The sequence below is a fragment of the Pinirhizobacter sp. genome, from assembly GCF_036499745.1.
Lineage (GTDB): Bacteria > Pseudomonadota > Gammaproteobacteria > Xanthomonadales > Rhodanobacteraceae > Pinirhizobacter.
Map to the genome: position 1 here is coordinate 1 of NZ_DASYDG010000051.1, position 25,450 is coordinate 25,450.

Below are 25,450 nucleotides of genomic sequence, written 5' to 3' on the forward strand. Positions count from 1 at the left end.
CGGTATCGTGCTGCTGGAAGAAACACGCGCGCAGAAGACCGCCCGCATCAAGCGGGAGCTGAAGCGGGTGGGCGTGGTCCGGTTCACCGATGTCCTTGCCATGCGCCTGTGGCAGAAGCTCGCCCACCGGAGCGATGCGACATGGATGGCGGCCACGGTCCAGGCCATGCGCGTGCGCTACGGTATGGCCGGCGAAGTCCCCACCATCGAGGCGCCGAACGTCAATGACGAGGCGGTGCTCGCTTTCCTTCGCCAGGCGCGGCCCGACATCGTGCTGGCGCGCGCCAAGCAGTTGCTGAAGAAGAAGACGTTATCGGTGGCCCGCAACGGCACCTTCGTGATGCACCCTGGCATCTGCCCGGAATACCGCAACGCCCACGGCTGCTTCTGGGCGCTGGCGCGCCGCGACATGGGCAAGGTGGGCATGACCTTGCTGAAGATCGATGCCGGCGTGGATACCGGCCCGGTCTATGGGCACTACGGCTATGCGTTTGACGAGCGCGTCGAGAGCCATGTACGCATCCAGTATCGCGCCGTGCATGAAAATCTCGACGCGGTGGGAGTGAAACTCAAGGAAATCGTCGCCGGTACCGCGAAGCCGGTGGATACAAACCACCGCGCGGGTGCGGACTGGGGCCAGCCATGGCTAAGCCGCTACATTGCCTGGAAACGCGCGGCGCGGCGCGACGGTCACCGCGTGGCCCTGATGTACCACGACGTGGTGGCACCAGGTGCCAGCGACAGCAGCGGCTTCCCCGGCGCGGCCGCCGGCCGGTACAAGTTCGACGCCGACGATTTCGCCCGCCATATGAATGCGCTCGAACGCACGCGGCTGGATTTCGGCACCCTTACCCCTTACGCGCTGACCTTCGACGATGGCGGGGCCTCGGCCGCCGCGATCGGCCGGGAACTGATGCGCCGCGACATGCGCGGTCACTTCTTCATCACCACCTCGCGCATCGGTACCGCGGGCTTTGTCGATGCCCACGCGCTACGCGAACTGCATGCCGCCGGCCATGTGGTGGGCAGCCACTCGCACACCCATCCGGCGGAGATTTCCCGGCTTTCACCCGGGGCGCTGGATGCTGAGTGGCGCAGCAGCGTGCGCATACTTGAGGGCATCCTGGGATCGCCGGTGACCGTTGCCTCGATACCGGGCGGGTTCTATTCCCCTGCCGTGGCGGCATCGGCGGCATCCGCCGGTATCCGCACGCTGTTTACTTCCGAACCCACGGTGCGCACGCACCGTGTGGGCGATTGCCTGGTGATCGGCCGCTATGCGCTGTGGCGTGGCATGAGCGCCTCGGTAGCGGTGGCCCTGGCCAATGGCGACGGCCTTGCCCGCTTCCGGCAGTGGCTGCTGTGGAATACCAAGAAGCCACTGAAGCGTTTCGCCGGCCCCGTTTACCGCCTTGTTCGCCATCGCTTGATGACGGCGCGGGCCTGACGCCCTCGGCGCCTTGATCAACCTGGCGTCACTTATGGCGTAGGCGGCGCGCCGTGCGATAGGCCACGCGCATCGGCCCGACCAAAGCAAAACGTAAACGCGCCATGGGACCGCGAACCAGGTAAAGCGAGGCGCACTCGGCCTGTTCGGTGGCCAGCACGCGCTTGTACTGGTTGTCGCCATAGCCGAAGTCGATGGTCTCCCCCGGGTGGCGTGCCATGAGATCCTGCACCGATTGGAACACCAGGGCCGAGCCCACTCCCAGTGCCGCGAAAGCCTCGTCGTAACCTGTGTCGTCGAGCAGGTATCGGCCACCAAGGCGATAACCATGTACATAAGCGATGGGCCGCTCGCCCAGCAGCAACATGTGCCCGACGACACGCCCGCTGGCGGCAAGCGTGGTGAAGCATGCACGCCTGGCTGCTTCATTCCAGTCGATCGCCTGGGCATCAGCGTGCCAGCTACGGGCGTACACCTGGTTCATCAAGGCACAATATTCATCCATCTCCGCAGGCGTCGTGAATACCCGCAGCCGGGCACCATCGCCAAGCTTCTTGTACACGTTGCGCAGGCGGCGGCTCAGGTCGTTGCGCTTCTTGGCGTCCATGACAGCCAGCCAGCCGGCAGCATCGGCCTGCGGCGCGATGGTCCAGTTCACTTGCTCGAGAAGATTCGCGGCAACGCTTGTAAAGCCCCGGCGGGAGCCGGTGAGCGCCTCTACGAAGGTATTGGGGAGCGTGGTCTCCTGGATACGCAACACCGATGCGCTGGGGTCGGCGCGCAGGAGCGTCGCGATCGCAGCCTCCGCCGCCGTGCGGGCAGATGGCTCGGCTACCACCCCGCTACCGAGCAGGCGCATGACGCGCCCCCGGTACACCTTCAAGCGATGGTCGCCGAAGGCGATCCGCGCATGGTGGTCTTCCACCAGGAACGGTGCGTAGCCGAGCAGCCGGCCGCGGTCGTCGCGCGCAAGCACGATATGCGCCCGCACCCGGTCACCGCGGCTTGCCAGCTCATAAGCGAGCCAGTCAGGGTGTTGCACGGGCGAGGATGCCGCGCCAGGCATCTCCGCCAGCCGTGCCAGCTCGCCCTGCATGGTGGAAAGCTCCTGCACCGAATCCAGGACAAGGCGCGGCAAGCGTGCATCGGACGTGTAGATCATGGCAATGCCCTCGCTGGCCCCTGCAGCATTTTCAGTACCGCCATCAGCCAGCGGCCCGGTGGCCCCAGCCGCCGCGTGATCGCCCCGATCATCAGCATGTCGTCGTTGTTCCAATAGCGAACCAGCACGCTGGCCGGCACATACACCAGGGTGAATACCGCGCCCCCCACCACGAAGCCGAAGCGTCCGGGAGTGGCGTTGCCGGCCACCCAGGCCATGGCCGTGGCAAGCAGCGCCACTGCCAGCAGCCGCGACATCGCCGCCAGTGGCATGCCACCGCGCGTGGCGCGGCGCAGGTAGTACACCGCAAGCGCCAGTTCCGTCACGCGTGTGCCGGCGTAGGTGAGCACCGCACCGGCAAGGCCCAGGGGAGGAATCAACAGCAGACCCAGCAAGACATTGGCCGCCAGCGCAAGCACCGTAATGCGCACGCGGTCGGCCTGGCGGTCCACCACGGTCTGGAAAGCCGAAATGCCGTTGCCGATCAGCAACAGGCCTGCCAACACCAGGGTAGCCTCGATGGCCGGAATGGCCTGCGCATACTTCTGGCCGTATAACAGTGTCACCAGCCCCGGGGTGGTGACCACGCCGATGCCGGCGATGGCCAGGCCCACCGCCCAGTAGAAGCGCGTGGCTTCGGACAGGAACCGGGCGGCGTGTTCCTGGCCGCGCTCGCCATAGGAACGCGCCATATAAGGCAGCAAGGTGGCGGTAAGACCCACCGAGAACAGCTGCACGGCGCCGCGGGTGAGCGTCTGCGCGATGGCGAAGAATCCCACTGCCGTCGACGAGGCCAGCGCATTGAGCAGGAACACCTCGATGGTGCCTGCCTTGAGAGAGCCCAGCAATACCAGCACGGCAGTCAGGCGAAGATGCACGTTGATCCGCGTGCGCAGTGCCGGCGGCACCTGGCCCATTTCGCTTGCACGGCAGTAGCGACGATAGGCCACGCGGTTGAAGAGGTTCAACATCAGGCAGGCCACCGCGAACAAGGCCACGAAGGCGAGCAGCCCAGCGTGCAGCCAGGTGGCGGCGATGATCAGCACCACGCCGATAAGGCCCGCCAACACCGTGGCGATGGCCTCCGGCTCGAACCGCTCCTGGCCCTTGGCGATGGCCACCAGCATGGCGTAGTTGGCCTTGGCCACCACCGCCACCGCTACCAGCGCCGTCACCGGCAGCCAGAGATCGGACCATTCCGTGGGCCGGGTGATCCAGGTACCGAGAAGGAACAGACCGATCACCACGGCCGAACTGATGGTCTGCACGCGACCCAGGCGCCAGGCGATGTGGGCTGCGATCGATCGCGCGCCTGCGCCATCGGACTCGGCGATGAACTTGGTGCTGGAGGTGGTCAACGCATGGTTGCTGCAGGTGATCAACCAGCCACATAACCATATGGTGAAGGCGTAACGGCCGAAGTCCGCCGGCCCCAGCGCACGGGCGATCCAGATGCTCACCACCAGGCCCAGTGCGTATTCGATGTACGTGGACACCGAAACGATGGTGACGCTACGCAACACTTCCATCCGCCGGTTCATGGCGAGGCCCGTCGCAACGTCATCGGCGAGCCGGACAACCCGGCGCCCGCCGGCTGGCTCATCAGCCACTGGGCCACGCCGCTGCCCCGGTTGTTCCAGTTGAAGCGGCGAAGCGTATCGTTCTGCGCCGCGCACGCGGACGCGTAGGAACCGGCAATGGCACGAAAACGTTTCTCGTAGGCTGCGCCGTCCTTCGCATCGGCATCGAAGTAGCGTGCCGCGGCCACCGGCAACGCCAGCTCCACCGTGTGTGCGTCGCTGTACCAGCCTTCCGATTCCTGGATCTTCATCAGCTGTGCCTGGGTGGCATGTCCCGACGACCAGTACCAGGCGATCTGGCCACCCGGGCCTGAACATGAGTTCCGCCAGTCGTGCGGACTCACCAGCATGGCGCTGTCGATCCAGCCGTAACGCTCGAGGTAGTGCCCATAGGCGGCAATCATCGGCGGGATGCGTGGATCATTGGTGGCAAGCCAGGCGTGCCACAGACCATCGATGATGTTCTCGCTCATCCACGGCGAGGTACCGCGGACATCGGTCGCCGGATTCCAGGAGTCGTTTTCGTGCAGGTTCCAGCTATTGCGCCACGAACCGTCGTCGCCCAGGCCATCAGGATTCCTCGCCTGGTGCTCGGCCAGCCAGCCCACCCGCGCGTGTATCCGTTCCAGGTAACGCGCATCGCCGGTCAGTTCATAACCGCTGACGGTCTCGAGCAGGCCCAGCCCTGCCAGGCGCTCGGTAAAATAAGTCGATGCCCGCTCGTAAGGACCCGGTCGCGTGTTCCAGCCGCCGCTATCCCAAAGCGCCATCATGTTGCCCACGGTGGCAGCGTCATGGGCACCGTCGTCGCCAAGCAGCCCCATCGCCAGAACGATGGGTTCGAGGTAAACGTACTTCACGTCACACGGCTTGCCGCCGAGCGTCCATCCGCCCGCGCACGACGGATGGACCGCCACGCCATCGCGCTTGATGTACTTCATGTAGAAGCGGTAGCTCTCCGCGGCCGCGGCAAGGTAATCGTCGCGGCCGGTGCGCACGTAAGCCTTGAACAAGGTCGTCGGCCGGTCGAACAGCCAGGCCGTCGGATCATCCACCGGAAGCGCGCGAGCCCACTGGAACTGGCGATCGACGTAGCCGGCATAGGCCTCGCCGCTGCGCGCCGGCCGCTGCGGCCCGGCAATCAGCGAATCACACAGCCATGCGGCATCGAGGGTAGCGATCACCGCCGGCACGCGGACACCGTGTCGGCCTTCGACCAGGCCCGCGTTGTAAGGAACCGGCGCCAGCTGTTTCAGGCGTGGCTTGCCAAGGCTGAAACTGAAGTGGGTTTCGCCCTTGGCCAGGGCGCTTGAGAATTGCACGCGCACCGCGCGAAGCGACCCATCGCCACCCACCCAGCGCAAGGTGGGCTGTACGGCCGCAGGGATTTCCACCCCATCGGCATCGAGTACGCGCAACAGGTTGGCATCATGCAGCGTGCCAGGGGGAAACGGAATGCCCATCGACACCACGCGCGGCGCCGTGCTCGCAGCATCACTGTGTACGATGATGGCTTGCGATCCGGCGGCGGCCAACGGCAGCAGAAGCAGCAACACGGACAGCCAGCGAATCACCGCCGCCACCTCATGCCGCGCTGGTCAGCGGCGCTTCGCGCCGTAACAGCACCTGTTCCCACCGTAGCGCGGTGGCCACGATGACATCGAGGTTGTCATACCGCGGTTCCCAGCCCAGCCGTTGCTGGAGGCGATCGGCGCACGCGATGAGTTGCGGGATGTCACCCTTCCGGCGCGGAAGCTCGGTGACGGTAAGCGTACAGCCCGCAACGCGCTGTACCGATTCGATCACCTGGCGCACGCTGTAGCCGTGGCCATAGCCGCAGTTGAGCACCAGGCTTTCGCCATCGTTGCGCAGGTGGTCCAGGGCGTTCAGGTGTGCGGCGGCGAGGTCTTCGACGTGGATGAAGTCACGTATGCCCGTGCCATCGGGCGTGTCGTAGTCGGTACCAAAGATCGACAGGCGCTCACGCTTGCCCACCGCATGCTCACAGGCCACCTTGACCAGCAACGTGGCGTTGAGGGTTGAGTGTCCGATGCGACCTGCCGGATCACAACCGGCTACATTGAAATAACGCAGAATCACATGGCGCATGGCACCGGTGGCGCAATGGTCGCGCAACATCGTCTCGGACATCAGCTTGGAGGTACCGTACGGGTTGATCGGTGCCGTGGGGGTGTCCTCGTCGGCGATGCCATCGGCAGTGATGCCGTACACCGCCGCGGTGGATGAGAAAATGAACTTGTCCACGCCAACTTCCGCGCAGGCAGCCAGGAGGTTGCGGGTGTTGCAGGTGTTGTTGCCGTAGTAGCGCAGCGGGTCGCTTACCGAATCGGGCACCACGGTGTGGGCTGCGAAATGCATCACCGCATCGACTTGCCAATCGGTGAGCACGCGCGTCACCAGGGCCATGTCGCCGACATTGCCGACAACGAGTTCAGCCCCCACCACCGCGTCACGGAACCCGGTGGAAAGATTGTCCAGCACCACCACGCGGTCGCCGCGCCGGGTAAGCTGCTGCACTACATGGCTGCCGATATAGCCGGCGCCGCCGGTAACCAAAACTGTTTTCATCGATGCACTCCCGCGTGAGCCACCGGAAAGCTGGCACCGAGCCAGTGCTCGATGCTATCGAGCAGGCGGTGGCGATCGCCGGTCAGGATGTAGGTGTGGTCTGTTTCCCTGAGGAAACGGGTATGCATGCCAGGGTGTTTCACCAGGGGGCCGAACTGTTCGCCGAATTGCCGCTGGTGGTTGAAATAATTGCTGATGCCACCGCTGTAGATCAGGCAGAGTTTCAGGCCCCGGTCGAGCATGCTGGCCAGATCCGCTTTCACTACTGCCTGTGGCAACGGTGCCACGGAAAATACCGGTTCCGCGTTCTTTTCCGCAGGCTTAGGTCCGCCGCGCGACAACAGGCGCTTCCAGCGCGCCGGATCGACCAGGCGCGGCAGGTAGTACCGCAGTTTGTAACCGAGGGTGCGGTAGGCATAGCCATCCAGGAATACCGCCCCGGCCACCCGGGCTTCGGTGCAGGCCACCGAATGCGCGTTCTGCGCACCGGAGCACAGGCCCACAAGAACGAAGCGCGAACACCCGGCCTGCCGTTCCAGCAAGCTCATCGCATCGTCGACGTCCGCACGCACCTGCTCCACGCGGGTACGTGATTCCTGGGAAGCGCCGCTGTCGCCCAGGGTGGACAGGTCGAATCGAAGCGTAGGGTACCCGCGGGCGTTGAGCCGCCGGGTCATTTCAACATGCAGGCGGAACGGGCCGATGCGGTTGACCAGGCCCGCGTTGAGCACGATCACGCCAACGCCGTCGCTTGCCGCCGCCGGCAGGCCGGCGATGCCGACCAGGTGTCGTGCGCGGCCGAATCGGAAGGCCTGCTCCTGCATCATGCGGCCTCCCTGACGTGGCCCGTCACCGTCTGGATCAACGGATGGGACAGGATGGCCATCTCCAGCCGGGCTAGGTCGTCCCAGGGCGTGGGCGGCTGCAGGCTGCGTACCACCGCCTCGCGCACGCTAAGGCCCTGGGGAATTTCCTGACCGATCGTATCCAGTACCAGCAACGGCACGGGCGATGCCTCCAGCTTCAATTCCACCAGTTGATGCCGAAGGCGGTCCGAAACGTTGAAACCCAGCCACTGCGCCGATACGTCCGAGACCATGCGCGGCTGGCTGAACCGCTGCGCGTCCATGCCCAGCGCCGCCTGCATGGCGTCCAGCCGGGTGACGTAGGCGTGGCCATCCAGGATGGGATCCCAGGCCACGATGCCCGCCAGCTGGGCAGGCGACGATGCGGCAAGACCGATGTTGCCGCCAAGCCTTGCACCGAAAGCCACCACCCGCCCCGCTCCGCTACGGGTACGAAGTTCGTGGGCAGCCAGTACCGTATCGGCTATGCACCGGGCAAGGTCGACGTCGGCGCTGGCGCCAGCGGAATCGCCCGTGCCGTAGTAGTCGAAGCGCAGCACCGCCACGCCATCGGCCACCAGCGCCTGGGCCAGTTGGCGGTAAAGCCGGTGGCAGCGTATCTGGTCCTGGCCCAATGGCGGGCACAGCAGCACGGCCTTGCGCGGATGCCCGCCGCTGGCGTGGTACATGCCGAACAGCTCGCGCCGCGGCCCGAAGAAGAATGGCAGTTCCGCGTCGTCGTCGATCATCGCCGGTACACCACGCCAAAAAAGATCTCGGTTTCGCGATAGCTCTGGCTTGCAGCGTTGCTGTCACGCTTCTCGTGCGTCAGCGATGTCCGCCAGCTCCAATGGGGGGTAAGGGTGTGCTGGAAGTCCAGGCCGTAACGCCAGGTCTTGTCGGTACGCGACAGCGTGTCGTAGTTGAGTTTCTCGCCGGTGGCGAAGAACGACAGCGTCGCGGCAGGCCGGAGCCGGTAGCTGATCACGAAACTGCCGCCGCGACCTGTCTGGTCGAACGTACTGTCGTTGATGTACTGCAGCTTCCGGTACATCGGCGTCACCGTGAGCGACAGCCGCGTACCGCTATAGGAATAACTGCCCTGCAGCAGGCGCTCCAGGTACACCTGGGAATCCACTACCACATTGCCGGTAACCGTCCCGCCACCCAGGCTGGTCTGGCCAGGCTCGAAGGTGGTGCTGATCACCGCCGGTGACACCGGCGTCGAAAGATCCTGGGCCGCGTCGGCGAACTGATAGGCACCTGAGATACCGAAGGTGCTGCGCGTGGTCGGCTCCCAACCCAGGGCAACACGCACGAGAGGTTTTGAATCGCTGCCGCCGCGGTCGAAGTCGAGTTTGGAATAACCCAGCATCACGTCGGCGTCGAAGTGCGCCAGCTTGCTGGTGTAGCGAAGAAATCCCTCGTCGCGGCTGTAGTTGGAGCCTGCGGTGTCGCTGGAGAAGGTCACCCGCTGCGTCTCCGCGTTCAGCGAAAGCTGGTCGGTGGGACTCAGGTCGCGAAACAACCGTCCGGCCAGCACCCCGCGCGAGGAATTGAAATCATCGATCTTCGAGGCGTAGCTATTGATGTAGCGAAGCTCCACCTGGCCGCTCGTGGCTTCGCCAAAACGAAGCTTCAACGTGGGGCCTACCGTGACCACGTTGGTCTGCTGCTCGTTGTCCGGCGCATCGCTGGCGAGCGAATCCACTGGCTGGATGCCGGCATAGTCGGTAACCGTGAAGTCCAGCCGGTCCGGCAGCACCGTCCAGTTACCGGTGCCCGCCAGCTGCGTCTGCGTCTGGTCGTCGAACCCGCCCGACGCGTAGTGCCGGTACTCAAGCGTACCGGCCACATTGGCCTGGAAAGTGGATCCCTGCTGCAGGTAGGTGAAGTTGGCACCCGGGATGAACACATTCGCCGACTGCGGGTTGTCGGTGGAAAGCGCAATGTTATTGCTGTGCTCGATTCCCCCGTAAAGGGAATAATCGAACGTACCTGCGCGGACGGCAGCCGGCCCGGCGGCCAGCGCCACCACTACCGCACTCGCCACGGCCCTTCGTGCCAGCATGTCCTAAGCTCCCTTTCCCCTGCCGGCACCTGTCTAAGGTGCCTGGTTGAAAACCACGCCGGCGAGCTTGCCCGGCTCAAAGTTGGCTACGGCTGTGCTGATGGCTCCCGGGGTGTCGCGGCCGTAACCGGCCACCACCACCACGAAATCGGCAAGGTCGGCCAGGATGCGTGCATCCGGCGAGCCCTTGATCGCAGGCCCGTCCAGGAACACATAGCGGTCGTGATAGCGTGAGCGCAGCGAATCAAGCACCGTGCGCATGCGCGAGGACGAGAAATACTCACTGCTGTTTTCCCGCGCCTTGCCTGCCGGGATCAACCGCAGGCGCGGGATGCCGGTGTGGTACAGGATCCGCTCGATGCCCAGCGACGGGTGCTCCAGGTAATCGATCAGGCCACCGTGCCCCGCCTCCACGCCCAGGGCGCGGTGCTGTTCGGGATAACGCAGGTTGCAATCGAGCAGCAGGCTGGTGCGCGCTTCGTCGAAGGCAAAGGCCGCGGCAAGGTTGCGAGCCACGAAACTGCCGCCCGAGCGCGGGCTCACCGGCACCACCAGGGTGACGAAGTTCCCTTCACCGGCCAGCCCGAGCAAACGCGTTCGGATGTTCCGGAAAGCATCGGACTGCAAACGCACCGATTCTTCGCGATGGATCAGCCGGCGCTCTTCCAGTTGCAGCGGCGCCAGGGTGCCGCCCGGTTCCACCATCCTTGCGATCGAATGGCCGGTACCGCGGGAGAATTCCGGCGAGGACACCACGGTCGAGTCGTTGGACGACGCGTTCATACCCACCCCTTCAGGCGAAGCCAGAAAACCACCAGGTACACGATCGCGACACCGGCAACGATGAAACCGAGCAAGGAATTACGCACCCGGTCGCGGCGCCGGTCACGCGGGGTGGGGTAATAGGGAATGGCGGCAAGCACGGTAAGCCCGGTGCCCTGCTCCAGCTGCCACACCGAGCGTACGCGCGGGTCGAAGCGGGTCACGCCGAACAGCAGCCCGAAGGGGATGGCCAGCGACAAAGCCATGCCGGCCAGGCCGAAGTGCATGAAGCGGATGCCGGTGGGCTGCAGTGGCATCACCGCCGGGTTCTGCACCAGGAAGGTCAGGCCGCGCTGCTCGGCATCGAGGTTCATCGATACGCGTGCGCTCTCGCGGCGCTTCAGAAGATCCTGGTACACATCGCGGTTCACATTGTAGTCGCGCGTCAGTTCGGACGTGACGTTCTCGGAATTGGCGATCCGGCGGCTGCGCTCCAGTTCGTTCTGCAGCATCGACTCGCTGGCACCGATACGAGCACCGGCGGCGGCGGCCTCGCTGCGGGTGGCTGCCAACTGCATTCGCAACTGCTGGTACATCGGGTTTATCTGGGTGCCGTTTTCTACAGGGACCGGTGTACCGGCCAGCCTGGCGGCGTTGCGCCGTGCCTCTTCACCCTGGGCTTGCACACGCAGGTCCTGGATCTGGTGGCGCAGGCGGATGACGTCTGGATATGAATCGGTGTAGGTCAACAGCAAGGTATCGAGCTGCTGCTGTAACGCGGCCATTTGAATTTGCGCCACGCCCTGCGCGGTCTGCACGGCATTGACCTCCGACTCGCCCGTCATCTGGGACTGGATCGCGGCGGCTTGCGAATTCTTCTCCATCAGCATCATGCGGGTGTTTTCGATCTGGTTGCGCAGCTGGCCAATGCGGGCGTTGGTGTCCGTCTCACTGCCCGGACGCGCGTCGGCGTTGGCGTCGCGATAGGCCTTGAGCTTGTCCTCGGCGTCGGTGAGCTTCGTCCGATAGGCCTCGACCTGGCTATTGATGAAGTCGTAGGCATCGCGGCTCTCGCGCTGCTTGGAGGCCAGGCTTTCCGAGATGAACAGCTGTGCGAACTGCCGCGTCACCAGGAAGGCGCGCCGTGGATCGGAATCGAAATAGCTGATGGTGATGAGGTTGTCGCGGGCTGTCTGCAGATTCGTGCGCGACTTGATGCCCTCGATCAGCTTGTCCTGCTCGATCGGCGTCGGGTTCGTTGCCATCCAGCCGCCGGCAACGAGGATCTCCGACAGCACCTTGCGGCTGAAGATCACGTCGCGGGCGATACCGGCGCGGTTCTTGTTCCCCGTGGTGGAGGCGGCGCCTTCCATCAACGGCGTGATGATGCTGCTTTCCTGGGCAAGGATGGTCGTGCTGGCCTCGTACTTGCGCGGCCACAACAGGCCCGTGGCCAGCGCCGCCAGGGCAATGGCGGCAAAGACCACGGCAATGGCCAGCCGGCGGCGCTTCGCTTCGCTCACCAGCGCCGGCAACAGGCCGCTCAGCGGCATCAGTTCACCACTCATCGACTTCCCCTCCTCAAAACGCGCGCTGCGGCACGGTGATCACGTCACCGGGCTGTACGGGATAGTTGTTGGCAAGGTCGCCCTGCTGGAGAATTTTCTCCAGGCGAATCGCATACGAGGTGGTCGCGCCTGTTTCGCCGTGGCGATAGAGCTCCGTGCGGTCGGGCGCGGCGAACTCGGTGGTGCCGCCGGCCGCGAGCACCGCATCGAGCACAGTCATGCCCTGCCGGTAGGGAATCGAAATGGGGCTGCGCACCGCGCCGGTCACGCGGACCCGCGACAGGTACTCATGGCTGCGCAGTGCGGTAAGGATCACCGCCACCTGGGGATCGCGAATAAACGAAGACAACTTGGCGCTGATCTCCGTCGATACGTCCGCGGTGGTCTTGCCACCAGCTTCGACATCACCGATCAGGGGCACGGTGATCTTGCCGTCCGGGCGCACCGGTACGCTCACGCTAAGATCCGGGTTGTGCCACACCGTTACCTGCAGCTGGTCGTCCACGCCGATTAAATACGTGTTGACCGCTTGCGTTGCCGCATCCACCTTGGGCGGTGGCTCGGTGGAACCCCCTGTGGCACACGCGGTGAGCGCGCCTGCCAGTCCTACCGTCGCCAGGAAACGGAGCATCTTCATGAGCATCACTGCCAGTGGCCGGAACTGTTGCCACGTTAACCAGATGCCCTGGGCAAAACGATTCACTACACGGCTGGAAAGGCTCGTCCATGGCGTCTAGTACTTTGGTTGGATAGACCTCCAGCGGCGCCCGGGCCGGGGAAAGCCACGTTGCTACACTAGGGGTTCCCCTCACCCATGCCGCTGCCCATGCCTTCGCTTCGCATCAAACGCTACCTCGTCACGGGCCTGCTCACTTTCATTCCGCTATGGGTGACCTGGCTGGTGCTCTCGTTCGTGGTGAACCTGCTGGCCGGCATCGGCGCGCCGCTGGTGGTGCTTGCCATGCATGCGGTGGGCTGGGTGTCGCCCGCCACGGAGGCTGCCATCCGCGACAGCTGGTTCACCTGGCTGCTTGCGCTGGTACTTACCCTGGCCGCGCTTTACCTCGTGGGCCTGCTGGCCAGCCGCGTGGTCGGCAAGCGGCTGATCGGCGCCTTCGATGCCGTACTCAACCGCATCCCGCTGGTGCAGACGATCTATGGTGGCACCAAGAAGCTGATGTCGGTGCTGCAGAACCAGCCCGGCGGCCTGCAACGCGTGGTGCTGGTGGATTTTCCCCGCAACGGGATGAAAGTGGTGGGTTTCGTCACCCGGGTGATGGTGGAAGAACACTCAGGAAGGGAGATCGCCGCGGTGTATATCCCCACCACCCCCAACCCTACCGGCGGTTATCTTGAGCTGGTGCCGGTGGATGAGCTCACGCCTACCGACTGGACCATGGACCAGGCCATGGCCTTCATCATTTCCGGCGGTGCCGTAGCGCCGGATACCCTGCCCTCCCGCCTGCCCGTGGAAAAAAACTGATGCGTCTTGTCGCCTTCGCCTCCACCCTGCTTGCCACTGCCGCCATGGTGGCCCATGCGTCGGTCCCCGCCTCCCCGAGCAAGGGAAAATGGACCACTCCCGCCGAGGCCTCGGCTTTCCGCACCACGCCTGACTACGCCACCACGGTGGATTACCTCAAACGCCTGGTCGCCGCCGCCCCCGACCGCCTGCAATTGATGCCCTTCGGCACCACGCCCCAGGGCCGGACGATGGACGTGGTGGTGGCGAGCAATATCCCGGGCATCACCCCGGCCATCGCCCGCGAACGCCACCTGCCGGTACTGCTGGTGCAGGCGGGCATCCACCCCGGCGAGATCGAGGGCAAGGATGCCGGACTGATGCTGCTGCGCGACCTTGCCCTGGGCGGCAAGCTCGCAGGCGTCCTCGATCATGTGGTGCTGGTGTATATCCCGGTGTTCAGCGTCGACGGCCACGAACAATCGAGCCCCTACAACCGCATCAACCAGAACGGCCCCGAATCGATGGGCTTTCGCGGGCAGTCGCAATACCTCAACTTGAACCGCGACTACATCAAGGCCGACGCCCCGGAGATGGTTGCCTGGCTGAAGCTATGGAACACGTGGCTGCCTGATTTCCTGGTCGACGTGCACACCACCGATGGCGCGGACTACCAGTACGACCTCACCTGGTACACCGAGGATCCCCACAAGCTCGATCCGGGTGTCGATGCCTGGCAACGCGCCACCCTGGGCCGGGTGATGCCGGCCTTCGACCGCATGGGCCATTTGAATTCCCGCTACCTCGAATTCAAGGACGGACGGGACATCACCAAGGGCATCGAGAACTTCGGTTCCGGCCCGCGGTTCTCCACCGGCTACGCGGCGTTGCAGAACCGCCCGGCGCTGCTGATCGAAACCCACATGCTGAAATCGTACGAGGTGCGCGTGCGTGCCACCTACGACCTCCTGACCCAATTGCTGCGCGACATCGCCGCGCGCCCGGGCGACCTCACCGCCGTCACGGCGAAGGCCGATGCCGCCACCATCGCCCGCGCTTCGAACGCCGGCGCCAGCGTGCCGATCACCTTCAAGCCGGATCCGGCCGTTACCACCCGGGAGTTGAAGGGCTACGCATTCAGCCAGACCAGGAGCGACGTCTCCGGCGACATCTGGGTGCAATACGACCCAACGAAGAAAAAGACCTACCAGATCGAAGACCAGGACGGCCTGCTGCCGGATGTCAGCATCGCGCCCCCGGCCGCTTACGCCATCCCGGCCCAGTGGACCGACGCCATCACAAGGCTCCACGACCATGGCATCACCTATCGCCGGCTCACCGCGCCGCTGACCGTCGATGCCGACGGCTACCAACTGGATAACCCGGTCTGGGCCTCCAGGCCCTTCGAGGGCCGCCTGATGCTGCAGTCGTTCCACCAGGGGACCGTCAAGCGCCACGTGACCCTGCCGGCAGGCTCGGTGATCGTGCCGATGGACCAGCGTGCCGCTAACGTGGCGATTGAACTGCTTGAACCCCAGGCGCCGGATTCGCTTCTTCACTGGGGCTTCTTCGACGCCACCTTCGAGCCGAAGGAATACGGCGAGCCCCGGGTACTGGAGGCCCTGGCCCGCCAGATGATGGCCAAGGATCCTGCCCTCAAAGCTGAATTTGAGAAAAAATTGAACGACGACAAGGCGTTTGCCGCAAGCGCCCGGGCCCGGCTGTTTTTCTTCTTCGAACGCTCACCGTGGTACACCGTGCAGGGCGTGGGGGCCTATCCCGTGCTGCGGTTGCAGCAGAAGCCGGCGTTACCTTCGACACTGTAGGTACCGTGACTTTTTGCCTAGTCTCGACCGCTACCCCGGCCACGGGGTCGTTTCCACACAGAGGGACATCCATGACCAACCAGTACATCAAGCCGCTGGCGCTCGCCGTCAGCCTGGCCCTGGCAGCTACCGCCTGCGGCAAGCACGACGATGCCGCCCCCGCCAGCACGCCCGCCGCGTCGCAGAGCGCCGCCAGCGCCTCGACCGCCGCGGCCCCGGCTGCCGCGGCTTCTGCGGCAGGTCCCACTTTCAATATTGCCGACCTCGACACCTCGATCCAGGCCTGCGACGACTTCAACGGCTTCGTGAACTCCAAATGGGTCGCGGCCAACCCGATCCCGAACGACCGCACCCGTTGGGGCGCGTTCGACAAGCTGGCCGAAGCCAGCCTCAACACCCAGCACGATATCGTCGATGCCGCCGCCAAGAACGCCGACAGCGCCACTGCCGGTTCGGTGGAGCAGAAAATCGGCTGGCTGTACCACTCCGGCATGGACGAAGCGTCCGTCGACAAGGCTGGCATCGACCCGGTCAAACCGCAGCTTGAGAAGATCGACGGCCTGAAGACGCCCGCCGACCTCGTCGCCTTCATCACCGACAGCTTCTCGCACGGCGACAGCAAGGTGTTCGAGTTCGGTTCCGGCGCCGATTTCAAGAACGCCAAGATGCAGATTGGCTACGTGCAGCAGGACGGCCTTGGCCTGCCCACCAAGGATTACTACACCAAACCCGAGCACGCGGAGCTTCGCAAGCAGTACGTGGCGTACATCGCCAAGACCTTGCAGCTGGGTGGCGTATCCGAAGCCGATGCGCAGAAGCAGGCCGACTCGGTGCTGAAATTCGAAACCCAGCTGGCCGCCGCCTCGCTGGCCCCGGTGGAACTGCGCAAGCCGGAAAACCAGTACCACTTCGTCTCGGTGAAAGATGCCGACAAGATCACCCCGCACTTCAACTGGGAGAAGTTCTTCGAGGCCCAGGGCGTGAAGATCGACAAGGGCTTCTCGGTGTCGCAGCCGAAGTTCTTCGCCGAGTTCGACAAGATGCTGGCCGCAACCCCGATGGACGACTGGCAGGCCTACCTGCGCTTCCATGCCATCGATGATGCCTCGCCCTACCTGTCGAAGAATTTCCAGGACAACAAGTTCGACTTCTACGGCAAGACGCTCGCCGGCCAGCCGGAACAGAAGCCGCGCTGGAAGCGCGTGCTGGCCTCGGTGAACTCCTCCATGGGCGAGGCGCTGGGCAAGCTGTACGTCGACAAGGTGTTCAAGCCCGAAGCCAAGGCCCGCGCGCAGGAACTGGTGGACAACGTTCGCAACGCGCTGAAGGCGCGCATCCAGAACCTCGACTGGATGAGCGATACCACCAAGACCAAGGCGATCGCCAAGTGGAACACCTTCCTGCCAAAGATCGGTTATCCCGACAAGTGGCGTGAGTGGTCGGGCCTGAACGTCAAGAGCGACGACTACTACGGCAACGTGCTGGCCGCCGCGGACTTCAACTACCACTACGACATCGGCAAGATCGGCCAGCCGACCGACCGCAAGGAATGGGGCATGACCCCGCAGACGGTCAACGCCTACTACAACCCCACCGACAACACGATCAACTTCCCGGCCGCGATCCTGCAGCCGCCGTTCTTCGATGCCAACGGTGACGACGCCATCAACTACGGCGGCATCGGCGCCGTGATCGGCCACGAAGCCAGCCACGGTTTCGACGACCAGGGCAGCCAGTTCGATGGCGACGGCAACAACAAGAACTGGTGGACCAAGGAAGACCGCACCAAGTTCGACGCCCGTACCGCGAAGCTGGTGAACCAGTTCAACGAGTACGCGCCGATCAAGGACAAGCCCGACGCGCACGTCAACGGCCAGCTGACCCTGGGCGAGAACATCGCGGACCTGGGCGGCCTGAACGTCGCCTACGACGCGCTGCAGGAAGCGCTGAAGAAGAACCCGAAGGAAGCGGACGAGAAGATCGACGGCTACACCGAAGACCAGCGCTTCTTCCTCAACTGGGCCCGCGTATGGCGCGGCGATGTCCGCGAGAAGCAGGCGCTGCTGTACCTCAACGTAGACCCGCATGCCCCGGCCAAACTCCGCGCCATCGGCGCCCCGTCGAACATGGAAGCCTTTGCCAAGGCCTACCAGTGCAAGCCGGGCGACAAGATGGTCCGCGCGGCCGATAAGCAGGTGAAGATCTGGTAATCAGCCTGGCTTGATGGAAGTACAAGACCCCGCCCTGGTGGCGGGGTTTTTTTATCAGCCCGGAGAGCGAGGCTATCGCTTCATAACATGCAATAGAATGCATGCTAAAGGTCGAAGGACCTTTAATCAGCAGGATGCTGCATGTTATCTGCAGGTATTGAAACGTCTATCGCCGCGCTTCTCGCCGGCCTAGGCCAATGCCCGCGCGACCAGCGCATCCGCCTGGGGCACAGCCAGGAAGACCTGCCCAAGCTAGCCAATATCTCGACACGGTCGATCCATCATGTGGAGGCTGGCGGATCATCGACCACAGCCACTGTGGTGAAGATACTCAAAGCCATGGGCATCGCCGATGACCTGAAGGCCATCGCACCGTTCCCGTCCGCTAGCCCCATGGCTGCCCTGCGCAAGAGCAAGGGTGCTCAGCGGGTCGGCGTGCCTGGAAAAAAGAAAAGGGAAGCTTGATTCACGGCAGCGTTCAGCCAGCTGAATACCATCGAGGTGCGCATTTGGATCTCTCCGGGGCTAAAGATGCTCCCACCTTGCGGACGTTAGACGGATCAGGCGAATGAACGCGCCAGGCATTGCACCCTCGCCCGCGCGCCGCTTTCTACGCGACAGTCAATCTACGCGGGCTTGCTTCCGCCAGCCGGGCACGTTCATCCGCCTCAATAGCTCGCCGGTCCCAGTTTCATTGGAGGGGTAAGGGTGGCGGGCGAACCAGGTATAGAAGGACCGCACACGGACGGCTGGGCTTGCGCCCACCTGGTTGCCCGCCGAAAGGCGGGAAACCACGAACCCTGCAGCGGCTGCTGCAGGGTTCGGCCGTATGAACAGGGCTTCTATACCCCGACTGCCGGTGCACCGGCAGCGCATACATGATCGTAGGCCCCGCAAGGCGAATCCATACGAATCTTCTCAAAATGACGTCGACCTACACATCGGACGATGCTCAATCTCACCTGCGGCCCACCGCGTTTAGCCGTCCAATCGTGATCCACGTATGTCTTTGCACCGTTCCGGCATGCTACGTTCGTCCGACAGGGGGTCGTTGGCTGTTCGCGAGGGCTCAAACACATGTCCGTTATCCGCGTTCCGCGGCGCAAGAACTTGCGCCTGGCTGCACTCATTTCCCTGGCGGCGCTGTTCGCCGGTGGCGCATCTGCCGCCACACCGCCCGGCTTCACACTCGGCTCTCCCAACGTGGCCGTCGCCGATCCACCCGTTCCGCGGCCGAACACGGCAACGTGCACGGTGCAGTTGTTCAGTGATTTCACCTTTAGCGACTTCTCCAACCATCCTTACAACTATGCGCCGCCCGCCGGATGCAAGGGACCCTGGTCGAAGGTGGTGCTGGAAGGCGACTTCTCCGTTACCGCCGGCCGCCAGTTCGACCGCACGGCATCGCTGTGGCTTGCCGGCTCCAACATCTATTTCGGTACCACGGAAGAACCTTCCGCCACCGTGGCACCAAGCTGGCATATCGAGCGCGACGTCTCTGACTTCTCAAGCCTTCTGACCAGCGCGCAGACCGGACAAGCGGTGCTGGGCAACATCGTTGATGACACCTATACCGGCGTGATCCACGGCTCGGCGAAGCTGGTGTTCTATAAATCATCCCTGCTCGTGCCGGCAGCCCAATCGCCCGATGCTGTGTATGCGCTTTCCGATGGCGGTGCCGGAAGCCCGGTCAACCTCAACACTGGCGCAGATCTTCTGTCACGCAGCATCACCCTGCCCACCAATATCGAACGTGCCTATGTCGATGTGTTCGCACAAGGCCAGCAAGGCGATGAATTCTGGTATTCGTGCGTGCCCAACGAGGTAGCCGACGAAGCGGAGAGTTGTGGCGGCGGCGCCTACCGCGAGGCACAGGTGAGCATCGATGGCCAGGCCGCAGGTGTGGCGCCCATCTACCCGTGGATCTTCTCAGGTGGCATCGATCCCTACATGTGGCGGCCGACCACGGGCGTGCAGACGTTGAACTTCCTGCCCTACCGTGTGGACCTGACGCCCTTTGCCTCGCAGTTGAACGACGGCAAGGCACATACGCTGGCCATCGGCGTCACCGGCGCCAACAGCTATTTCTCGGTCACGGGAAACCTCTTCGTGTACCTGGACCACCATCGCAAGGTAGTGACCGGCGCGCTTACAGCCAACACGCTGGCCAGCCAGCCGCCACAGGCCACGGTCGCCAATAACCTCACCGATACCGATGGCGTGATCGGCGGCAACGTGGCCACCAGCGCGTCACGTACGTTCGAGCTTGCCGGCTACATCGACACCTCGCATGGCCGGGTAAGCACCGAGGTGAAGCAGACGGTGTCCTTCGCCAACACCCAGGCGTTCACCATCAACACCACCACCTACAACCAGGCCATCGACCAGCGAACCAGCGTGGACAGCACCACCACCACGCGCGAAGGCATCTTCGGTCTACCGGTGACTACCCGGCTCCAGGCAAGTTATCCCCTGAAGGCAGAATTCACCTACAACTTCGATGATGCCGGCAATTACGTCTCGGCACCCAGCTCGGTATCACAGGGTTTCGAGCGGCAATTCAGCAAGAAGGCCGGCGGGCTCACCCTGTACCGCACCGACACCAGCAACACCATCCATACCGGTGACACCCTCACCTTCACCGACAACGCGGTAACCGGCCACAGCGGCCAGGCAAGCACCCAGGCCTTCCGCTTCAGTGACAGCCTCGGCAGCTGCTACGCCCGTGACATCGGCACCAACAGCGGCACCCTCGCCAGCGTGGTCGACGGCAGCGGCTGCCCGCGTGGAAGGATCCTGCTGCTCTGGTTCACCCACCCGGACGGCTCGCCCGATACCTCGCGGACGGAGACGCCGTACATCTTCTAACCGGGCTTGGCCCCCTGTCATATGAGTTACCCCCAGGGCTTGGACACAGTTCCAATCTCTGGGGTCTCATGAGGAATACGACCAGATAGCGCGCGTTTCGAAACATATGTCATGCTCGCAAACTTGATGATGTGCAGGAATGGAGCGCATGCCCAGGAAGGTGGATGAAGTTCGGGCACTGGACTTCCGCCAGATCGAAACATTGGTCTTCGCCGGTGGGGGTAACCGGTGCTGGTGGCAGGCAGGTGCGCTAACGCACCTGATGGAGCAAGGCCAGCCTTTGCCGCCACAACTGGTCGGCACCAGCGCGGGCGCCGCCGTCGCCGCATCGTTTCTTGTGGACGGCACTGACACCGCGCTTGAAGCGTGCTTACGACTGTATGCCGGCAATCCAAAGATTTTCGACTGGTCCGCTCTGGCGGCATTCAAGCTGAAGTTCGCCCATCAGCAGGTATACCCGGCATGGGTCGATGCTTTCTTGAATGCTCGAACATTCACTTCCCTGCGCCGATCCTCGTCCCGCCTCACCGTGGCCCTCACGCGGCCTGCTCGATTCCTCGGGCTGGGCGGATCTGTCGCTGCGGGAACGCTTGCCTATCTCGTCGACAAGTACCTGTGGAACAGCATCCACCCACGACTCCCCGGTCTAATGGGGCTTCGGCAGGACTTCATTGTGTTCAATGAATGCGCCGACATCGACACTGCCCAGACGCTTCTCATTGCGGCAGCATCTGCGCCGCCCATCATGCGTGCACGCCCTGTGGGAAGAGGACACGCCATCGATGGTGGGTATACGGATAACGCACCGATTCCTCCACAGTCCGGCAAGGAACGGTCAACGACCTTGGTCATGCTTACGCGCCACTACCCAAAGCTTCCCCCGCTATTCACCTGGTTGGGACGAACGTATTGGCAACCAAGTCAAAGGATTCCGGTTTCAACTTGGGACTGCACGCCCAAAACGACGGTGCGGGAGGCTTATGACCTGGGTCTTCGGGATTCTGTGAGGGCTTTTTCATGGTGATCGAAGTCGGCCGGTAAACAAAGTCGGGAGTTCTGGCGAAATTCCTTCGTTTGAATGGACCTTCCAGCCGATTGCGCGCCTATGGCCGGCGGTGCCAAGCTAAGCCACGCGCCGGGCGTGGAGGGAGGGAGTCCCAGGCTTTGCACTTCGTCGACCTCAATACCCTGCTCGACCAGCCATGGGTGTTCGACGAGGACACCCGCCACCGGCTGGACGCATGGGAGGAAGGCGTGATCATCGCCAGCGCCACGGGCGAGCTGGTTTACGCCAATCCGCCCGCGGTGACGATGCACGGCACGGTACGCCTGGGCGCCGTACCGGATGACTACAGCCTGCTGCATGGCCTGTTCACCACGGAAGGCCGCCCGTTCCCTTCTCCCGACCTGCCATTGGTCCGCGCGGTACGCCACGGGGAAACCGTGCTGGAATCGCGCTGGCGCATCCGCCGGCCCGATGGCTCGGTACTGGCCGCCACGGGTTCGGCTTACCCCCTACACGACGAAGACGGCAATCGTGTCGGCGGCATCCTGCTTTGCCTCCCGATGGACTCCGTCTGACCGGGTCTACCGCATCAGCCACTCATGGCTCCAGGAAGCCATGGCCAGAACCATCAGTTACAAAAGGATGGCCGCGACGGGCGGGTTGACCTCAGCCCGTCGCACCGCGGCCCATCAGAACGCCACGGACAACCATGCCACTACGGGCTCACCGTGCCCCTTCATTCGTACAACCCATTCCGCATCGCGGTTCATGGGTGGATGCTGCTGTGGCAGAAGATTCGCACGGCTCAGGGGCCATGGGCACAGGTCAAGGCGGTACTCGGGTCTCCATGAGTATTTGCGAATGCGCATGAAGTTGCGACTCATTCGTAATTAATGATATCTTGACGGTCTGCCCGGGTTTTACCCGGGCCTTCGGAAACCGGTAAGCAGCCTGCAGGCAGTGCGCAGTGGACGCGCCGGTCTTCGATTCGACATCCAGAGCCAGACCGGCCGCGCCGGTCCAGCCAGCGAACCGAACCGACCTGCAAGGATCTTCCCCCATGCGTTCCCCCGATTTCGTGACCTCGGCGGCCTCGAGCCCCCGCCGTTTGCTTGCCACTGCCCTGGGCCTGGCCTTCGCCGTGCCGGCCACGGCCGCGGAGCCAGCCGCCGCGCCGGCGCCGGACAACACCCTGGACCCACAACGCGCGACCAAGCTTGACGAGATCGCCGTCCGCGCCAATACCGTCAATGCCGCCTCTCCCAAGCTCACCGCGCCCTTGCTCGACACGCCGCGCGCGGTGTCGGTGATCCCCAGGGCGGTGATCCAGAGCACCGCGTCCACCACCCTCACCGAGGCCCTGCGCACCGTGCCGGGCATCACCTTCGCTGCCGGCGAAGGTGGCACGGCCGTGGGTGACCGCCCGCTGATCCGAGGCTTCGATGCGGTGTCGGATATCTATGTCGACGGCGTCCGCGACACTGGCACGCAGACCCGCGAAACCTTCGACGTGGAACAGATCGATGTGATCAAGGGGCCGTCGTCGGTCTATACCGGCCGCGGCTCGGCGGGTGGCAGCATCAATATCGTGACCAAGGCCCCCAAGGCCGGGAATTTCACCGATGCCAGCCTGGGCCTGGGCACCGACAACTACAAGCGCGGCACGCTGGACGCGAACTATCTTGTTAGCGACCACATCGCAGCGCGCCTGAACGTGATGGGCCACAAGAACGACGTGCCCGGCCGCGACGAAGTCTGGGGCAAGCGCTTCGGTATCGCTCCGTCGGTGACCTTCGGCATCAACACGCCCACGCGCCTCACCCTCGACTACTACCACCTCAACACCTACGATCTCCCCGATAGCGGTATTCCGCTCGATGGCCCGTACACCACTGGCCCCTTCGCCGGGACCGGCACCGGCAAACCCGCCAACGTCGATCGCAACAACTTCTACGGCTTTGCCGACCGCGACTTCCGCAAAACGAAAGCCGATATCGGCACGGTGCGTTTCGAACACGACTTCGCCGACAGCTTCACTATCCGCAACACCACGCGCTATGGCGTTACCTCCAACGATTACATCTGGACCAATCCAGATGACAGCTCCGGCAACCTGCCTCTCGGCTACGTCTACCGCTCGGCCAAGAGCCGCATCGCCGAAACCCGTACGGGCGTGAACCAGACCGACCTGACCGGTGAATTCAACACCGGCTCGATCAAGCACAACTTCGCCACGGGTGTTGAATTCGCGCTGGAGAAATCCAGCGTCGACCAATACAACGTGGTGCAGTCGCCGGCCCCCGGGATCGCCGGACGCAACTGCGCGGCCAGCGCTCTGTTCATCAGTCAGTTCGCCTGCACGTCGCTGCACAATCCCAACCCGCACGACCCTTTCCTGGGCAGCTACGCGCCGCGCAACACGCCCACGCAGAACCGCTCGTTCACCCGCTCGGCCTATGGCTTTGACACGCTCACCTTCAACGAACAGTGGCTGCTGAATGTGGGCCTGCGCTATGACGACTTCAGTACCAGGGTATTCGTGCCCACTGGCACCACGCCGGCGGCGCGCAACCTGCGCTCGGATGTGGATTTCTGGACCTATCAGGCGGGGCTGGTATTCAAGCCTGTCGCCAGCGGCAGCATCTATGTTTCCTACGGCACCTCGGCCAATCCCTCGGGTGTGGCCACTGGCGAGGGCAGCGGCGATAACGGCAATATCAGTGTGCTGACCCAGGACCTCAAACCCCAGAAGAGCAAAAACATCGAAGTGGGTACGAAGTGGGATGTGTTCGGCGAACGCCTGAACCTTACCGCCGCAGTGTTCCGCTCGGAGATCACCAACGCGCGCGTGGCAGTGGATGCCGCAACCACGGTGCTGGCCGGTACCAAGCGCGTGGAAGGCATCGAACTCGGCGCCACGGGTCGCATCACGGAGAAGTGGAGCGTGTTCGGCGGCGTAACCCACCTGAATCCGGTGCTCGTGGACAACGGTCCGGGCGCGGCGAATATCGCCAACAACGGCCACCAGTTTCCCAATACCGCACGCAACAGCGGCAGCCTCTGGACCACCTATGCCGTGGCCCGCCGCGTCACCGTGGGCGTGGGCGCCTTCGCCCTGGACAAGCAATACGGCAACGTACAGAACACCAAGTACATCCCGGGCTATACACGCTTCGACGCGATGGCCGCCTGGCAGGTGAACGACACCCTGAACCTGCAGTTGAATGTGCAGAACCTCACCGACAAGAAGTACTACGACAAGATATTCACCACGCACTACGCCACGGTGGCGCCAGGCCGATCGGCCCTGCTCACGGCCAACATGCACTTTTGATGACCCTCGACGACGCCACCGTCGCCACGCAAATGCGCGACGCCGCGCGTGGCGGCGACGCGGCGGCACAAGCAACGCTCGGCCAGTTGTACCTCGATGGCCATGGCGTGCCGCGCGACATGGCGGAAGGTTTCTACTGGTTCCAGGAGGCCGCCCACCGCGGCGTACCGATGGCGATGAACATGGTCGGCCGCTGCCATGAGAATGGCTGGGGTACGCAGGTCGACCATGACCGCGCCGCGGCCTGGTACCGGCGCGCAGCGGACCATGGCCTGGACTGGGGCTTCTATAACCTGGCCCACGCCCATGCCAATGGCCGTGGCGCCGCGCAAGACCTGGCTCGCGCGTTTGCCCTTTTTGCCCATGCGGCGTCCATGGGCCATGCGCGTGCCATGTATTTCATGGGCCACTATCACGAGCACGGCTTGAGTGTGCCGGTGGACCTGGCCCGGGCCTATGCCCTGTACGGGAAATCGGCAGAGTCGGGCGACTATCGCGGGCGTTGTGCCTGGGCATCGGTGTTGGCCGGGCGCGGTCAGGTGGACGATGCTGCCGCCTTGCTGCGTGCCGCGATACCCGATGCACCGCCGCACTTCCTCGGGCCCCTGGCTGGCGCGCTTGATGCTTCATCCCACCCGGCATTGCACGAAATTGCCGCAGATATCCGAGGCCAAGGACACTTGTAGGCATCAGGGTAGGCAGCACGGCGAAGGTAGGGGG

General features: G+C 63.9%; 20 protein-coding genes. 10 read left to right on the forward strand and 10 right to left on the reverse strand.

Annotated elements, in window-relative coordinates; genetic code table 11:
- Positions 1 to 1,447: polysaccharide deacetylase family protein (locus tag VGM61_RS17185; RefSeq protein ID WP_331524125.1), on the forward strand; the 1,447-nt coding region annotated here is incomplete at its 5' end.
- A 28-nt stretch (positions 1,448 to 1,475) separates the two neighbouring features.
- On the opposite strand, the gene VGM61_RS17190 is transcribed toward VGM61_RS17185, so the two are convergent.
- Genes VGM61_RS17190 through VGM61_RS17235 form a run of 10 tightly spaced genes read right to left on the reverse strand, consistent with a single transcriptional unit; the run spans position 1,476 to position 12,661 of the window.
- Positions 1,476 to 2,609, reverse strand: a complete 1,134-nt coding sequence (locus VGM61_RS17190) for a GNAT family N-acetyltransferase (RefSeq protein WP_331524126.1) — start codon at positions 2,607 to 2,609, stop codon at positions 1,476 to 1,478.
- Positions 2,606 to 4,150 (reverse strand): oligosaccharide flippase family protein, encoded by a 1,545-nt coding sequence (locus VGM61_RS17195; RefSeq protein ID WP_331524127.1) that lies wholly within the window; start codon positions 4,148 to 4,150, stop codon positions 2,606 to 2,608. The genes VGM61_RS17190 and VGM61_RS17195 overlap by 4 nt, the downstream gene beginning before the upstream one ends.
- The gene (locus VGM61_RS17200) at positions 4,147 to 5,763 is read right to left on the reverse strand and encodes a hypothetical protein (protein ID WP_331524129.1); all 1,617 of its coding nucleotides are present in this window, start codon (positions 5,761 to 5,763) and stop codon (positions 4,147 to 4,149) included. The genes VGM61_RS17195 and VGM61_RS17200 overlap by 4 nt, the downstream gene beginning before the upstream one ends.
- A gap of 10 nt (positions 5,764 to 5,773) precedes the next feature.
- Positions 5,774 to 6,778 (reverse strand): UDP-glucose 4-epimerase GalE, encoded by a 1,005-nt coding sequence (gene galE, locus VGM61_RS17205; RefSeq protein ID WP_331524130.1) that lies wholly within the window; start codon positions 6,776 to 6,778, stop codon positions 5,774 to 5,776.
- Positions 6,775 to 7,605 carry an alpha/beta fold hydrolase gene (locus tag VGM61_RS17210; protein ID WP_331524131.1) on the reverse strand — a complete coding sequence of 277 codons (831 nt, stop codon included), beginning with the start codon at positions 7,603 to 7,605 and terminating at the stop codon, positions 6,775 to 6,777. Before VGM61_RS17210 ends, galE begins: the two co-directional genes overlap by 4 nt.
- Positions 7,602 to 8,372 (reverse strand): serine aminopeptidase domain-containing protein, encoded by a 771-nt coding sequence (locus VGM61_RS17215; protein WP_331524132.1) that lies wholly within the window; start codon positions 8,370 to 8,372, stop codon positions 7,602 to 7,604. The genes VGM61_RS17210 and VGM61_RS17215 overlap by 4 nt, the downstream gene beginning before the upstream one ends.
- Complete coding sequence (locus VGM61_RS17220) at positions 8,369 to 9,694, reverse strand: outer membrane beta-barrel protein (RefSeq protein WP_331524133.1); 1,326 nt, start codon at positions 9,692 to 9,694, stop codon at positions 8,369 to 8,371. Before VGM61_RS17220 ends, VGM61_RS17215 begins: the two co-directional genes overlap by 4 nt.
- A gap of 33 nt (positions 9,695 to 9,727) precedes the next feature.
- Entirely contained in the window at positions 9,728 to 10,477 is a 750-nt protein-coding gene (locus VGM61_RS17225; RefSeq protein WP_331524134.1) for a polysaccharide biosynthesis protein, read from the reverse strand.
- Positions 10,474 to 12,024, reverse strand: coding sequence for an XrtA system polysaccharide chain length determinant (locus VGM61_RS17230; protein WP_331524135.1), 1,551 nt, complete (start codon positions 12,022 to 12,024; stop codon positions 10,474 to 10,476). Before VGM61_RS17230 ends, VGM61_RS17225 begins: the two co-directional genes overlap by 4 nt.
- 13 nt (positions 12,025 to 12,037) lie before the next feature.
- Complete coding sequence (locus VGM61_RS17235; RefSeq protein ID WP_331524136.1) at positions 12,038 to 12,661, reverse strand: XrtA/PEP-CTERM system exopolysaccharide export protein; 624 nt, start codon at positions 12,659 to 12,661, stop codon at positions 12,038 to 12,040.
- 189 nt (positions 12,662 to 12,850) lie between these two features.
- Here VGM61_RS17235 and VGM61_RS17240 point away from each other — a divergent pair, with 189 nt between their 5' ends.
- From VGM61_RS17240 to VGM61_RS17280, 9 genes are all read left to right on the forward strand, one after another.
- Positions 12,851 to 13,507, forward strand: a complete 657-nt coding sequence (locus VGM61_RS17240; RefSeq protein WP_331524158.1) for a DUF502 domain-containing protein — start codon at positions 12,851 to 12,853, stop codon at positions 13,505 to 13,507.
- Positions 13,507 to 15,312, forward strand: coding sequence for a M14 family metallopeptidase (locus tag VGM61_RS17245; protein WP_331524137.1), 1,806 nt, complete (start codon positions 13,507 to 13,509; stop codon positions 15,310 to 15,312). The genes VGM61_RS17240 and VGM61_RS17245 overlap by 1 nt, the downstream gene beginning before the upstream one ends.
- Positions 15,313 to 15,383: 71 nt before the next feature.
- A complete protein-coding gene (locus tag VGM61_RS17250; RefSeq protein ID WP_331524138.1) occupies positions 15,384 to 17,522 on the forward strand; it encodes a M13 family metallopeptidase in 2,139 nt (712 codons plus the stop codon).
- 141 nt (positions 17,523 to 17,663) lie between these two features.
- A complete protein-coding gene (locus VGM61_RS17255; RefSeq protein ID WP_331524139.1) occupies positions 17,664 to 17,987 on the forward strand; it encodes a helix-turn-helix transcriptional regulator in 324 nt (107 codons plus the stop codon).
- 612 nt (positions 17,988 to 18,599) lie between these two features.
- A complete protein-coding gene (locus VGM61_RS17260) occupies positions 18,600 to 20,390 on the forward strand; it encodes a peptide-N4-asparagine amidase (RefSeq protein ID WP_331524140.1) in 1,791 nt (596 codons plus the stop codon).
- A gap of 148 nt (positions 20,391 to 20,538) precedes the next feature.
- Positions 20,539 to 21,414: a patatin-like phospholipase family protein gene (locus VGM61_RS17265; RefSeq protein WP_331524141.1), complete on the forward strand. Its 876-nt coding sequence runs from the start codon at positions 20,539 to 20,541 to the stop codon at positions 21,412 to 21,414.
- Positions 21,415 to 21,554: 140 nt separating this feature from the next.
- On the forward strand, positions 21,555 to 21,971 hold the full coding sequence (locus VGM61_RS17270; protein WP_331524142.1) for a PAS domain-containing protein: 417 nt from the start codon (positions 21,555 to 21,557) through the stop codon (positions 21,969 to 21,971).
- Between the two features lie 485 nt (positions 21,972 to 22,456).
- Positions 22,457 to 24,730 (forward strand): TonB-dependent receptor, encoded by a 2,274-nt coding sequence (locus VGM61_RS17275; RefSeq protein WP_331524143.1) that lies wholly within the window; start codon positions 22,457 to 22,459, stop codon positions 24,728 to 24,730.
- Positions 24,730 to 25,416 carry a tetratricopeptide repeat protein gene (locus tag VGM61_RS17280; RefSeq protein ID WP_331524144.1) on the forward strand — a complete coding sequence of 229 codons (687 nt, stop codon included), beginning with the start codon at positions 24,730 to 24,732 and terminating at the stop codon, positions 25,414 to 25,416. Before VGM61_RS17275 ends, VGM61_RS17280 begins: the two co-directional genes overlap by 1 nt.
- Positions 25,417 to 25,450: the final 34 nt, after the last annotated feature.